Consider the following 13,883-nt stretch of genomic DNA (forward strand, 5'->3'; position numbering starts at 1 on the left):
AGACTACGAAGCAGCCGTAACGCCATCGCGCAGGGAGGGCCGGGTCGTTCCGGCTGAACCTGTGGTTCCTGCCCCGTGCAATCTTTCCGCACGGGGGCCACGGGTGCCAGTCGGCACCCGGCCTTCCCTGCGCCCTCCGACTGATGCGGAGGGAATGATGGTCAAAGCTCGGGTGCAATCGCGCCGCGAGAGCGGCTCTGTTTGACTCCCCGTCGACCACGCTGCGCCGCGTGCCGATCGAGCTTGCTGCCTCCGGACGGGCCGCCCAGAGCTGAATATTCGGGCACCGCCCGCCACATCTGCTCCACTTTGTCGGCGCAAATCCGCCCGGTATGAATCCCTAAAACTCAGGTAAGCCTTGCAAAAGTAAGATTTTGGCAATCAATCGAACGCTAACTAAGGTTACCAAGTGCTCAACGTCATGCGGAGACTCTGAACGTGAGCGACCAAAAGCCCGAACGGGCCAGCCTTGGCGTGGCCGGTACGACTGGCGCGGCCCCTGCGAGCGTCGACCCGGCCCTGACGACATCCGCCTCCCCGGACGCAGTCGATCCGGCCGTGCCCACGATCGCCGCGGTGGCCCCGCCCATGATCGCGCCGGATCACGAAGCGCCGGCGGCTGATCGTCCGGGCATCGACCCCAAGGTGGCAATCGTGGAAGCGGTGACCGCGCCCGAGCCGCAGCTCGACACCAAGGCCGGACCGGTTGCATTGGACGGCGCCACGACCGACGCCAAGTCTGCGCCCAACAGCCCTGGGCTCAACAGCCCAGCGATCAACAGCTCTGCGATCAATACCGGGATGACGGCCGGCACCGAGATCGGAACGATCAAGCCCGAGCAGGCCAAGAGCGAAGTCGTCACGGCCGAGCCGGACAAGATCGAGCCCGCCAAGATCGAGGCGGTGAAGCTGGAGCGCGCCAAGCCCGAGCCTGCGCGGCTCGACCTGGTCAAATCCGACAAGGGCAAGTCCGACAAGGTCAAGCCCGAGCTGACAAAGTCGCAGGCGGCAAGGGGCACGGTGCCGGGCAAGGTCGAAGCCGGAGCGATCCCGAGTGCTGCGAAATCTCCCTCGACGATCCTGGATCTGATCAGGACCGAGCCGGTCAAGTCGGAGCCGATCAAGGCGGCGGCGGCCGGCGAGCTCCTCAAGGTCGAGACGCCGAAGCTGTCGACGCTCGCGGCCAATGCGCCGAAGGTGGGTCCGATGGCTACGACCTCGCCGAAGCCGGACGCGCCCATCAAGCCGGATGCGCCGATCAAGCCCGTGACTGCCACCAAGACGGAAGCCGTCGTCCGGCCCGAGCCGGCCGTCAAACCGGAGCCGGCTGCCAAGCCGGAGCCCGTTGCCAAGTCGGCATCCGCAGCCAAGCCAGAGGCGTCCGCGCCGCGTCCGGTCACGCCGGTCCAGGCGGTCGCCGGACCGCTGACCAAGGCTGGTGCTCTTGCCGCCGTCGACAAGGCCGCAGCCTGGGCCAGGGCGAAGTTCAAGACCGAGCCGTTCAAGGTCGATGCGGCGCCCAAGCCGGCGGCCGCCGCGACGGCAGCTCGCGCCGCTGGGGCGTCGTCGCCTCCGCAGGCGCAGACCCTTCCGCATGCCGTGATTCCGCATGCCGTGAACGGGAGGCTCGGCCTTCCGGCCATGGCCGCGATCCTGCTGCTGTCGATGGTCGTCGGCGGCGTTGCCGGTGGTCTGGTCACCGCCAAATTCGTCACGCGCTCCGGCGGCGGTGACGTGGCCGATGCGACGGCCGGCGAGGCTGCGGATTCCACGCTTGGCGCGACGGTGGCGCGGATCGACAATGATGTCGCCGCGCTGAAGGCGAGCCTCGACCAGACCAATCAGACCAGCCTCGTCGAGCTCAACAAGTCCGCCGAGCGTCTCGACCGGCTCGAGAAGATCCTGGGTGACCTGTCGACGAAATCGTCGGCCAAGCCAAGCGAGCTGCAGCGTCTGAGCGAGGCCGTGGACCGGCTGCGCGCTGCGCAGGCGTCCGCGACATCGCAGCAGGCGGCGTCACGTGACAGCGCGGCATCCGTGCCGCAGGCCGTGGGTGCGATCAATGCGGCGGCCCCGCCCGCGGGGGTGGCGAGCCGCCAGGAGGCGAACCGCGCCGAGGCAGCCAGGACCGAAGCAGCAAGGGCAGAGGCGAGCCGGACCGAGCCGGCGCGGGCGGAGGCCGCTCCTCGTCCCGAGCCGAACCGCGCGGACGCCGCCAAGCCCAAGGTCGTCGAGGGCTGGGTGCTGCGTGACGTCGGTCGTGGCGGCGCGCTGATCGAGGGCCGCGGCGGCCTCTACGAGGTCTATGCCGGCGATCCCGTGCCGGGTCTCGGCAAGGTCGACGCGATCCGCAAGCAGGACGGCCGCTGGGTGGTCGTCACCACCAAGGGGCTTGTCGTCTCGCGCTGACCGACCATCTGTTTTTGGAGACGAATCTGACGAGGCGCCTCACCGCGACGTGAGGCGCCTCGTCGCACAATTGTCCGAAGCCGCCCGCCTTTCGGCTATCTTCGAGGGCTAGCAGGCCGTCAGTTGCGCCATGGAATCGAGGAGGCGGATCTTGCGACTGTCGGTATTCGGCCTTGTGATGCTGTGCTGCGCCCCGTTCGCTTACGCGGACGAGAGCGCGCCGATCGAGCGCGGCGCCGCCATCCTCGAGCCGTTCGCGCTGCGTGAGCTCGACAACGGCGCGTTCGGCCTCGGAAAGATGCTCGCGCGCGCGAGCGATGCGCCGCTGACCGACGCGGCATTGTTCGCGCTGCCGTCGATGGCCCCCGTGCGCAAGGCGCTCGAGGCGGAGTTCGACCGCTACGTCGACAAGCACAAGACGACGTTGCCGAACGAGAGCATCGGCGTCGGCACGTCCTACGCGTTCCAGCTGTTCGACCGCACCGTGCTCGATTCGTCCGATGCCCGCTTCGTGCTGGCCGGTGTCGTCAATCGCATGGATCGCGCCTTCGTCGATCCCGACCATTGCGGCGAGGTGCGGCTGCTGTACCGCCTGACGCGGACGACGCCGCCCGAGGCCAAGGACGGCGAGGTCGCCTCGCCGCGGCTGCCGATGACGCTCAACATCGTGCTCAAGGCGCGCAGCGACGCGCAAGCCAAGAGCAACTCCCCGAGCTGCGCCGAGATCGCCAAGCGGTGGCTGGCGACGTCCGATCTGCAACTGACCGGGCCGGAGCTTGCCGCGAAGCTGACGGCGCCGGACGGGCCGCTGGCGCTGATCAGGCCGGAGAACATCCACCGCATCGAGACCAACCTGCAGATCGCGCATGCGCCGAAATCGGCGATCCGCGATTTCCGCACCGACTACATGATGAAGGTGTTCGACTATCAGGCCGCGAGCGGGACGTTCGAGGAGGCGGTGCTGGAGGATCAGGTCGATCGCGACCGGCTGCTTTCGGATGCCGCATTGGCGCGCGAGTTCAAGGCCTGGCTGCTCGACCCCGTCCATCTCGGCGAGCTCGACCGCGGCACCGCGGTGATCCCCGACCAGTTCCTGGCCAAGGTTGCGGTGGCGCCGACCCCGGTCGGCTTCGTCAATTCCGATCTGCTGCCGGCCTACGGGCTGGTGCAGGGGAGCGCGGCCGGGCAGGGCGCGGTGTTCACCGAGGCCGATGTGGTCGGCGCGCTGGAGAAGGCGGCCGCGCAGGGCATCGTGCTGCAGAACATCCAGTCGGTCGCGGGCTTCGAGCGTCGCCTCAACGATTCGAGCTGCGGCGGCTGCCATCAGACCCGCGGCATCGGCGGCTTCCACTTCCCCGGTGTCGACTGGATGGCGGAGAAGCCGTCCAACACCGTGGTGGTGCCGGGCTCGCCGCATTTCTTCGGCGACCAGGTCCGCCGGCGCGACATCCTCAACGCCTTTGCCGAGGGCCGTACGCCGGATTTCTCGCGCGGCTTCGCCAGCCGCCCGCAGCTGCGCGGCAGCGATGAGCTCGCCGGCACGGTCTACAATGACGGCTGGGGCGGGCATTGCTACGCGCGCCACGCTGACGCGACGGACAACGACAGGAGCTTCTCGACCTGGACCTGCGCCGCGAACCTTTCCTGTCAGACCGGGCCGGCGACGCGGTTCGGCATGTGCTTCATCGCGACGCGCTAGCTCAGGCTACTGCGCCGCGCGCGCGCAGGTCGCGGATGGCCTCGTCGTCGAAGCCGGCGCTGCGCAGGATCTCGTCGCTGTGCTGCCCTATGCCGGGCGGCTTGCGCGGTGCGACCTTGCGCTGGCCGTCGATGAAGATCGGGCTGTTGACGGTCAGCATGGTGTCGTTCTCGAACGGCACCAGCACATCGTTCTCGATCATCTGCCTGTCGTTCGGGATGTCGTCGAGAATGCCGACCACGCCGAACACGAGCCCGCTGCCGTCGAGGATCCGGCGCCAGTCGGCCAGCGGCCTGGTCGCGAACACCGCGTCGAACTCATGGATCAGCTCGACCGAGCGGGCGTGGCGATCGGCCTTGGTGACGAAGCGCGGATCGTCGATCAGCTCCTCCCGGCCGAGGCAGCGGGCGAGGATCGGCCACTGCCTCTCCTCATTGAGGAGCGACAGCATGATCCAGCGGCCGTCCTGGCATTTGTAGTGATTGGCGACCGCGTTCAGCGCGCGCTCGCGCGGCCGCCGCTCGACGAAGGTCGCACCGCAAAGCTTGGCCTGGGCGAGCACGGAGGCTGCCCAGACCCCGTTGGCCATCAGGTTGGAGGCGACATGGCAGCCCTTGCCGGTCTTCTCGCGCTGGTAAAGCGCCGTGACGATCGCGCCATAAAACGCCATCGCGCAGGGGTGGTCGCCCATGCCGGCGACGGAGCGGGCGGGTGTCGTGCTCTCGTCGGCACGGACCAGGTCCATCAGTCCGGAGCGCGCCCAGTAGGCATTGCTGTCGAAGCCGGGTTTGTCGGCTTCCTCGCCCTTCTCGCCATATCCGGTGAACGACGCGTAGATCAGCCGTGGATTGAGCGGCGCGAGCTTGTCGTGGGTGAGGCCGAGCTTGGCGCGGACCGACGGCGGAAAGTTGGTGATGAAGACATCGGCCTCACCGACCAATCTATGCAGGACGGCCTGCGCTTCCGGCTTCGACAGGTCGAGCGCGAGGCTGCGCTTGTTGCGGGCTTCAAGATACCACGCGTAGTTATGCTCGCTGCGCGGATAGCCCGGCAGGTTCGGCAGGTTGCGGTAGGGATCGCCGGCGCCGGGCGGCTCGATCTTGATGACGTCAGCGCCGAAATCGGAAAGCACGGTGGCGGCTGCGGGAGCCGCGATGAAGCTCGCGCAGTCCAGCACCTTCAGGCCATGGAAAATGCCCTTGTCGTCCATGATGCGTCGCTCCCGTCGCTTGTTTCCGCGCGCTGGAATTCTGTTGTCGGCGCGGTTCGAGGCGCATTTGACCCGGGTCGGGCGGGCGAGGCAATGGCGGGGAGGGAGCTGAAACTACAAACAAGCGTAAAGATGTGATCAGGAGCGGGCACCGCTCCTGTCTATTTCGACGTGTCGACAATCATGCTGGCTTGGTGAGGGGAACGATCGCGCCGAAAAGCCGCGAGGCGGAATGGCGCGCCAATTGATCCGCTACACTTTCAGGTTCTCGGCCGAACTCCTGCCGCGGTTGGCAATCTCGTCGTACTCGATGGTCTGGCCCTCGTTGAGGGTCGCCAGCCCGGCCTTCTGCACGGCGGAGATGTGAACGAAAATGTCCTTGCCCCCGGCCGCAGGCTGGATGAAGCCATAGCCCTTGGTCGGGTTGAACCACTTGACCGTACCTTTAGCCATACGTCGCCTCCGCGGGATCAATCCAATTCGAACCGGCGGTCCCCGCAAACCGTCAGGCCCGGAATTCGAGAATACTGCGGTTGTGACAGGCGTGATAGCGCAAACAGCGGGCGGTTTTGGCCCGAAATGATCGATATCGTGGCGGCTTTGCGGCTTTTGACCGCAACGCCACCGTTCCGCCCGTCGCCGCGGACCCGCTGCAACCGTTCTCGGTATGACAGCGCAGGCTGCAAACAGGTTCAACGCAACTCGTCATGCAGCCGTCCCTTCGTCCGAGAGCATCGCGAGTTCGGCGGCATCCATTGCCGTCCTGACGCGCATCGGCTCAGCGCGGCCGCGAATCTCGACCTCGCGCTGCGGCAGCACGTCGGCGGCAAGTCGCGCCCGCGCGTAGACCTCGTCCGAGATGATGACCTGGCAGCCGAGGGTCTTCGTCATGTCCTGCAGTCGTGATGCGACGTTGACGGCGTCGCCCAGCGCGGTGAACACCATGTGGTCGCGATAGCCGATCTCGCCCACGATCACCTCGCCGCCGTGAATGCCGATGCCGAAGCGGATCGGGTCATGCAGATCATGGCTGAGGAACGCGTTCAGCTCGGCGATGTTGGCCGCGATGTCGCGCGCCGCCTGGATCGCCTGGCCGCACGCGACATGTGAATCGGTGGCTAGTCCGAACAGCGCGAGCATACCGTCGCCGACGAACTGATTGGGCTGCCCGCCATTCGCCAGCACGGCCTGGGAGACGGCGCTGAGGAAGCGGTTGACGATGAACACGACGTCGAACGGCAGCCGTTTCTCAGCGAGGCCGGTCGATCCGCGCATGTCGACGAACAGGCTGACGAGGTAGCGCTCCTGCCCGATTCCGGCGCGCGAGCTAGTGCGCTCGCCGGGTGTCGGGTTCGGCATGAACAGCTGAAAGAATGAAAGATCGCCGGTGGGGCGCAACTGGCAGGCCAGCCTGACCGACGGGTCGGCCGCGCCGATCTGCGCGAGCACGAAGGCCTCGCGAGGCGAGGGTGGCGGCAGCGCGCCGGGATCTCCGATCACCCTGATGCGGCAGGTCGAGCAGCGCGCGCGGCCGCCGCACATGCTGGCATGCGGTACGTTGTTGCGCAGACTGGCCTCGAGCACCGACAAACCCTTTGGCACCCGGATGGAGCGGCCATTGTTGTAGGATAGCGTGACCATGCCGCCACGTCGCTCATGCACCGCTCGCACGCCGCGCGCGGCGAGCGCCAAGCCGATCAGGCCGCCATAGCCGATCAGGAAGCCGTTCATGATGGTCTCGAGTACTGCCTGCTCCAGGGGCGTGCCCATCTGCCGCGACAGATTCTCGACCCGCCACTGCGGCGCTGCGCTTGCCGCGATGACGTCTCGGCCTCCACGGTAGAAGCCGAGCAGCGCCAGCGCCGGGATCAGCACGGCGCAGGCGAGCAGCCACGGCGCCGCGCGCTTGTAGAACGGCTTGAGCCGCAGCCAGAAGTGCAGCCCGATGCAGCCATGCGCCCATGACGTCAGCAGCGCGGCCGACATCAGCCAGATCCGCCAGGACGGGCCGGTCCAATAGGAGTACAGAACCTGCGGGTACAGCTTCTCTTGTCCGTACAGGGCCTGCCCGATGCGGACGCCGGCGATGTGGCTGAAGATCAACGCGGGGATGCTGAGGCCGAGCAGCAGCTGCAGAGGCTCCATCGTGCTGCGGCTGAATTGCCGGCGCTGATAAAGCGCCCACACGCCGAGCCCGCCATGGGTGAGAGCGGCCGCATAGAACAGCACGGCGATCGGAGGAAACTGCCAGAACGCCACATGATAGGACACGCCCTCGGCGAGGGCCTGCAGCGAGATGTTGCCGAGCGCATGGTTGAGAAAATGGCTGAGCAGGTAGCTGAAGAGGATGAAGCCGCAGATCAGCCGTACCTGCCGCACACCGATGCCGCGCCGGGCGGACTGTAAACGATGGGAAATCGAAATGGTCATGTGGTCCGTATGATCTGGAGCCGCAATGCTAGAGATTTATTCCCTGTTGTCCTAGAGGGCTGATGGCGGCGGTCATCCGGCGGCGCGAGCGAACGTTGACTCGCCCGGCGGAGTCGGGGAAAAGCACCGCGTGACGGCCATTTCCCCAGGCATCGACAGCCCAAAGTTTCGGTCCACGCGCGCTGCGTGGCTGATGGCGGCGGCCGTGATCACGAGCATGACGATCATCCGTCTCGTCTACGCCGCTGCGCTCGATCTGCGCACCGACGAGGCCTATTACTGGACCTGGTCGAAGGAGCTGCAGCTCTGCTTCCTCGATCATCCGCCCATGATCGCCTGGTTCATCCGGCTGGGCACTGCCCTGTTCGGCGATACCAATCTCGGCGTCCGCTTTGCCGGCATCCTCGCGATGGGCGCGACGCAGCTCCTGCTCGCCGACATCGTTCGCCGCGCCACTCACAATATGCGGGCGGTGATCATCGTGGTGCTGCTGCCAGAGGCCGCGCTCTATTATGGCCTGCTGATGGCCAAGGTGGCCCCGGACGTCGCGGTGATCCCGTTTGCGCTCGCGATGATCTGGGCGCTGGTTCGCCTCGCCGAGAGCGATGACGGCCGCTGGTGGCTCGCGGCCGGCCTGTTCGGCGGACTGGCGCTGTTGTCCAAATTCACGGTGGTCATGCTGCTGCCGGGCGTGGCGGCATTCCTGCTCGTTCCGGCCTGGCGCAGCCGCTGGCTGTTCAGTCCCTATCCATGGTGCGGAGCATTGATTGCGCTGGCCGTGTTCTCGCCGGTGCTGATCTGGAACGTACAGCACGACTGGGCCTCGTTCCGCTTCCAGTTCGTTCGCGCCACCGCGCCGCATGAGTTGTCGTTGCGGACGCTCGGCGATTACATCGGATTGCAGTTCGGACAGGTCGGCTTCGTGCTGCTGCCGGTCACGCTGTCGGCGCTGAGTTTCACGGCCTGGCGCGGCTATCGCACGCGTGAGCCGGTCGCGATCCTGCTGTCGACGGCGGTGCTGGTGCCGTTCCTCTACTTCCTCTGGAAGTCGTTCACTTTGCGGATCGGCGACACCTGGCCGATGTTCATGTGGCCGATCGGGTTTGCGGCGGTCGCGATCAACATCGTCAAGCTGCCGCAGGACGGCGTGCCCGCCTGGTTCGTCCGATCCACCGTGCGCTGGGCGCGCATCGCCGTCGTCAGCGGCATCGCCATGGTGGTCCTGATCTTCCTCTACTACGTTGCCGCGCCCTGGAATTTCCTCGGGCGGGCCGATCCGATCGGCGCCGAGGCGGGCTATCAGCAGGTGGCGGCGCGCGCCGAGCAGGAGCTCAAAAGCAGCGGTGCCACCTGGATCGCGACCTCCGACTATCGCACCTACGCGATGATGCGGTGGTTCTTTCGCGGCCGCGTGCCGGTGATCCAGATCAACGAGCGTGCCCGCTTCATCGGCTTTCGTGATCCCGGCATGAACCTGATCGCGGGACATGCCGGCCTCTACGTCGTGCGCGAGCCGGACAATGCCGGCCCGCTGCTGGCGGACACGACCGCGCACCGCGAGCCGCTCGGACGCGTCGAGCGGAGCTGGCGCGGCCGCGTCATGGACACCTACGCGTTCGGCAGGCTGACGGGCTGGACGCCCGAACTGGCGCCGCCGCCGGACTCGCCATTGTACCAATGGCGCTGGCTCGCCGGTGAGTTCGATTCCGCGCCGCCGGCCTGAGCCTCATCCCTGCTCCTCCTGCTTGCGCAGGAGATCCTTGGCGAGATCCGCCAGCGCCGGTCGCGGCAGCGCGGCGAACGGCATCGGCCGGGTCACGTCGATGGCCGCGAGCCCGAGCCGCGCCGTAAGCAGTCCGTTGAGCACGCCTTCGCCGAGCCGCTGCGACAGCTTTGCCGCGATGCCATGGCCCAGCACCTGCTGGATCAGGCTGTCGCTCGCGGCCATGCCGCCGGTGATGGCGAGATGCGCGACGACATGGCGCAACAGGCTGATCATGCCGAGCGCGCCGGGACGGCCGCCATAGAGCCGCGCGAGCTGCCGGATCATCCGCAGGCTCGCGACAAAGACGAACAGCACGTCGATCAGCGCGCGCGGGCTGACAGCCGTGACCACGGATACACGTTGCGCCGCGACCGACACCAGGCGCCGTGCCTCGACGTCGAGCGGCGCCATCAGCTCGCGCTCGGCAAGCTTGATCATGTCGCCGCCATCGATGATGTCGTCGGCGTGGCCGGCGAGCGCGGCACGCGGACGCGCCAGCCGGGGATTGGCATGTGCGATCCGCAGCAGCTCGGCGACCACCTCGCGGCTCTCGGCGCGATCGTCGGACAGCAGCACGGCGGCCGCGCGCTGATGCAGCTTCTCGATGGTGGCGAGACGCACCAGGCCGTAGGTCTCTCGGGCAATGACGACCGCCAATGCGATCGCGGCTGCGGCCGCGAATCCCGCGCCGACATAGCCGAGCGCCTCGCTGCGCGCGAACAGATCCTCGATCAGCCGGGTGACGCCGAGGCCGAGGCCGAGCAGGACGAGGCCGGTGACCGAGCCCCAGAAAACGGCGCCCCAGCGAAAGCCGCGCCGTGCCGGCAGCACGGTCTCGACCGGCACCGGCAATTGCGCCGGGTCGGCCTCAGGCGTGATCTGGATGGTGCCCCGGCCGGGCCGGGCGGCGTCCTCGGCATCGACCACGACGACGTCGGGATCATCGAGCCGGAAGGTCTGGGGACGACGAGGCTTGGCGCGTTCGCTCATTGCAGCCGGTCTCCGATCAGGAACTGAAGGGCGCGGTCCATGCGGATATGGGGCAAAGCGGGCTCGCCGCCAGCATCGGGGGCCAGCAAAGGCGGGCGGAAGCGCAGAAAGCGGAAGTCGGTGCCGTCGGCAGCAGCGCTCGACAGGCCGCGGTAGGCGCCGCCCTTGAACAGCTCCTCCGGATCGGCCGGCAGCTCGCCCGGAAACGTCGCCACCTCGGTGTCGCCGTCGAAGATCTCGCCATTGGCGCTTTCGCCGGCGGCCGGCGTGCCGAGCAGCGACGGCAGCTTGTCGCGGCCGCGGGCGACCAGCGCCTCGCGCGTCGCCCTGACGGCGGCCAGCGCCACCACATCGATCGCAGCGCCCGTGCTCTCGGCCCGGGCCACCGCGCGGTTGACGGCGCGCCGCAGCACGGCTTCGAGCCGGTCGTGGCTGGTGTGATGCAGATGGTCGGCCTTGGTCGCCGCGAACAGGATGCGGTCGATATGCGGCCGGAACAGTGCGGTCAGCAGATTGCCGCGTCCGACGCGGAAGCAATCGAGAATGCCGGTCAGCGCCGCCTCGAGATCGTGCAGCGCCTCCGGTCCGGCATTGAACGCCGCCAGCGCGTCGACCAGCACGATCTGGCGATCGAGCCGGGCGAAATGGTCGCGAAAGAACGGCCTGACAACGATGTCCTTGTAGGACTCGTAGCGGCGCGCCATCATCGCCCATTGCGAGCCGGCCGGCGCCTGGCCGTCGGCGGGCACGTCAAGCGGTGCGAAGGTCAGCGCCGGAGAGCCGGCGAGATTGCCCGGCATCAGGAAGCGTCCGGGCGGCAGCAGGCTCATGGCGAAGCGCTCGTCGCGGCAGGCGCGCAAGTAGTCGGTGAACAGCCGTGCGGCCTCGAGTGTCGCCGACTCGTCCTCGCGGCCTTCGGGGGCGAGCGTCGCCAGATGCGCGTGCCAGTCCCTGGCGACATGCGCGCGCGGCTCGATGCGCGACAGCGCGAGGCTTTCCCGCGCCCATTGCTCATAGCTCTTGTTCAGCAGCGGCAGGTCGAGCAGCCATTCGCCGGGATAGTCGACGATGTCGAGCGTGAGCGTCCGCTCGGCGCCGTTGGCGCGCTGGAATTCGATCACCAGCCTGAGCTCGCTGATGTCGACGGTCGAGCTCGGCCAGCGTCGCTCGGTGACCAGCGCCCGCACGTGGCTCTCATAGGCAAAGCGCGGCACGCCGTCGTCGGGTTGCGGCGTCAGATAGGCGCGGGCGATGCGGCCCGAGGCCAAGGCCTCGAACACCGGCATGCGCCCGCCGCGAACGAGGTCGTGGATCAGCGCCGTGATGAACACGGTCTTACCGGCCCGCGACAGCCCGGTGACGCCAAGGCGGACGGTCGGGTTGAGGAAGCTCTCGCCATAATCGAGCAGGGCACGGGCCGAGAGCCGCGCTTCCTCGACGAGTTCGGAAAAGGTCACCATGGGAGGAGGGGAATTCGCCAGTTGAAAAGGGCGTGAGCGATTGTTGACAGGTGGCGATGCAAAACACCGGATTCAAGCTCACAATTCCGGCCCGTTTCCGGATAGAACCAGACTTTGAACGGAACGTTGACCACTGGAAACCATAATCCTTCCGGCACAATTGTCCCGGAAAACCGGCACCAGGCTCTGACATGACCGTATTTCAACTGAAGCAGTTCGCCTCGACCTCCGTCCATGCCGCCACCGGCGCGATGCGCTGGAACTACGACAAGGTCGAGATGATCGCGGACGGCGTCGTCCACGTCGTCGGCATCGCCGCCGGGCTGGTCGCCGCAACCGTGCTCGTCGTGCTGACCTCGATCTATGCCAGCGCCGTCGACATCGTGGTGGTGTCGATCTATGTCGCGGGACTGCTCTCGATGCTGACGCTGTCGGCAACCTATAATCTGTGGCCGGTGTCGCCGACCAAATGGGTGCTGCGCCGCTTCGACCACTCCGCCATCTACGTGCTCATCGCGGCCACCTATACGCCGTTCATCGCCGCCCTGAAGGACACGGTGTTCTCGGCCGCGCTGCTGCTCGGGGTCTGGGGCGTCGCCATCTTCGGCATCGTTCTGAAGCTGCGCTGGCCGGGCCGCTTCGACGCGCTGTCGATCGGGCTGTATCTCGCGCTCGGCTGGAGCGGCGTCATGATGTACGACCGGGTGATCTCGGTGATGCCGGCCTCGGTCCTGGCCTGCGTGCTCACCGGCGGCATCCTCTACAGCCTCGGCGTCATCTTCCACTCGTGGCGGCGCTTGCGCTTCCAGAACGCGATCTGGCATGGTTTCGTGTTGCTGGGCGCCGGCTTTCATTATACCGCGGTGCTCGACCTGGTCTTGACCTAGAAAATTCCACGAGGAGGGCTTTGCATGCAGGTGACCGGCAAGATTGTTGTGGTCACCGGCGGAGCCCGCGGCATCGGCAAGGCGCTGTGCGAGGCGTTCGCGGCTGCTGGGGCGGCCAAGGTGATCGTGGCCGATCTCGACGAAGCCGGCGCCAAGGCCGTCGCTGATGGCATCGGCGGCGCCGCCTTCAGATGCGACGTCTCCCAGGAAGCCGACATCCGGCACGTGATCGAGGAAACCGAGCGGCAGTTCGGGCCGATTGCGCTGTTCTGTTCCAATGCCGGCATCGGCGGCGGCTTCGACCCGTTGTCGGTCAATGTCGGCGGCACCTCCGACGAGCCGTGGGCGCGGAGCTGGGCCATTCACGTGATGGCGCATGTCTACGCGGCGCGGCATCTGATCCCGCGCTACAAGGCGCGCGGCGGCGGCTATTTCCTCAACACGATCTCGGCGGCCGGCCTGCTGTCGCAGGTCGGCAGCGCGCCTTACTCCACCACCAAGCATGCCGCGGTGGGATTTGCCGAGAATCTCGCGATCTCGCACAAGGCCGACAACATCAAGGTCTCGATCCTCTGTCCGCAGGGCGTCGACACGGACATGCTGCGATCGATCCCGAAGGGCCCGCAATCCGGCGACGGCGATCTGAGCCCGGAGCAGGTCGCGCAAGACGTGCTGAAGGGCCTTGCCGAGGAGAGCTTCCTGATCCTGCCGCATCCGCAGGTCCTTGGCTACATGCGCAAGAAGACCGAGAACTACGACCGCTGGCTCGGCGGCATGGCGAAGATCCAGGCGAAGATGCGGGACGAGTTCGGCAAGTAGGATTGCAGCCATTGTCGTCGGATGATTTGAGTTGTCGGACAATCTGACAGTGGACCCTTCGCGACACATCGGACATTGGTCGTTTCCGTCATTGCGAGCGAAGCGAAGCAATCCAGAGTCGCGAGCGCTGCCCTGGATTGCTTCGCTTCGCTCGCAATGACGGCGTGGCAGGTCCTGCGTCCATATCCGCACGGCTCATGACATGACCTCGCGT

The 13,883-nt window shown here is 67.0% G+C and carries 10 protein-coding genes; 5 read left to right on the forward strand and 5 right to left on the reverse strand.

The window, feature by feature from the left end; translation table 11 throughout:
* Window positions 1-438 precede the first annotated feature (438 nt).
* Both QX010_RS02580 and QX010_RS02585 read left to right on the forward strand, forming a co-directional pair.
* Window positions 439-2,409 (forward strand): hypothetical protein, encoded by a 1,971-nt coding sequence (locus QX010_RS02580; protein ID WP_316177410.1) that lies wholly within the window; start codon window positions 439-441, stop codon window positions 2,407-2,409.
* Between the two features lie 130 nt (window positions 2,410-2,539).
* On the forward strand, window positions 2,540-4,108 hold the full coding sequence (locus QX010_RS02585) for a hypothetical protein (protein ID WP_316177412.1): 1,569 nt from the start codon (window positions 2,540-2,542) through the stop codon (window positions 4,106-4,108).
* Between the two features lies 1 nt (window position 4,109).
* Here the strand turns inward: QX010_RS02585 and QX010_RS02590 are convergent, their stop codons facing one another.
* From QX010_RS02590 to QX010_RS02600, 3 genes are all read right to left on the reverse strand, one after another.
* On the reverse strand, window positions 4,110-5,318 hold the full coding sequence (locus QX010_RS02590; protein ID WP_316177414.1) for a CoA transferase: 1,209 nt from the start codon (window positions 5,316-5,318) through the stop codon (window positions 4,110-4,112).
* 252 nt (window positions 5,319-5,570) lie between these two features.
* Entirely contained in the window at window positions 5,571-5,771 is a 201-nt protein-coding gene (locus QX010_RS02595) for a cold-shock protein (protein WP_315713975.1), read from the reverse strand.
* A 252-nt stretch (window positions 5,772-6,023) separates the two neighbouring features.
* Window positions 6,024-7,748, reverse strand: a complete 1,725-nt coding sequence (locus QX010_RS02600; RefSeq protein ID WP_315803177.1) for an adenylate/guanylate cyclase domain-containing protein — start codon at window positions 7,746-7,748, stop codon at window positions 6,024-6,026.
* Window positions 7,749-7,965: 217 nt separating this feature from the next.
* Here QX010_RS02600 and QX010_RS02605 point away from each other — a divergent pair, with 217 nt between their 5' ends.
* Window positions 7,966-9,471 carry a glycosyltransferase family 39 protein gene (locus QX010_RS02605; RefSeq protein ID WP_316177416.1) on the forward strand — a complete coding sequence of 502 codons (1,506 nt, stop codon included), beginning with the start codon at window positions 7,966-7,968 and terminating at the stop codon, window positions 9,469-9,471.
* Between the two features lie 3 nt (window positions 9,472-9,474).
* Here the strand turns inward: QX010_RS02605 and QX010_RS02610 are convergent, their stop codons facing one another.
* Together QX010_RS02610 and QX010_RS02615 are read right to left on the reverse strand one after the other, a co-directional pair.
* Window positions 9,475-10,503 (reverse strand): TIGR01620 family protein, encoded by a 1,029-nt coding sequence (locus tag QX010_RS02610; RefSeq protein ID WP_316177418.1) that lies wholly within the window; start codon window positions 10,501-10,503, stop codon window positions 9,475-9,477.
* Window positions 10,500-11,963, reverse strand: a complete 1,464-nt coding sequence (locus QX010_RS02615) for a YcjX family protein (RefSeq protein WP_316177420.1) — start codon at window positions 11,961-11,963, stop codon at window positions 10,500-10,502. Before QX010_RS02615 ends, QX010_RS02610 begins: the two co-directional genes overlap by 4 nt.
* A 191-nt stretch (window positions 11,964-12,154) precedes the next feature.
* On the opposite strand from QX010_RS02615, the gene trhA reads away from it, so the two are divergent.
* Entirely contained in the window at window positions 12,155-12,850 is a 696-nt protein-coding gene (trhA, locus tag QX010_RS02620) for a PAQR family membrane homeostasis protein TrhA (protein ID WP_315759485.1), read from the forward strand.
* A 24-nt stretch (window positions 12,851-12,874) separates the two neighbouring features.
* The gene (locus QX010_RS02625) at window positions 12,875-13,669 is read left to right on the forward strand and encodes an SDR family oxidoreductase (RefSeq protein WP_316177422.1); all 795 of its coding nucleotides are present in this window, start codon (window positions 12,875-12,877) and stop codon (window positions 13,667-13,669) included.
* Window positions 13,670-13,883: the final 214 nt, after the last annotated feature.

Source organism: Bradyrhizobium sp. SZCCHNRI1009 (genome assembly GCF_032487575.1).
Taxonomy (GTDB): Bacteria; Pseudomonadota; Alphaproteobacteria; order Rhizobiales; family Xanthobacteraceae; genus Bradyrhizobium.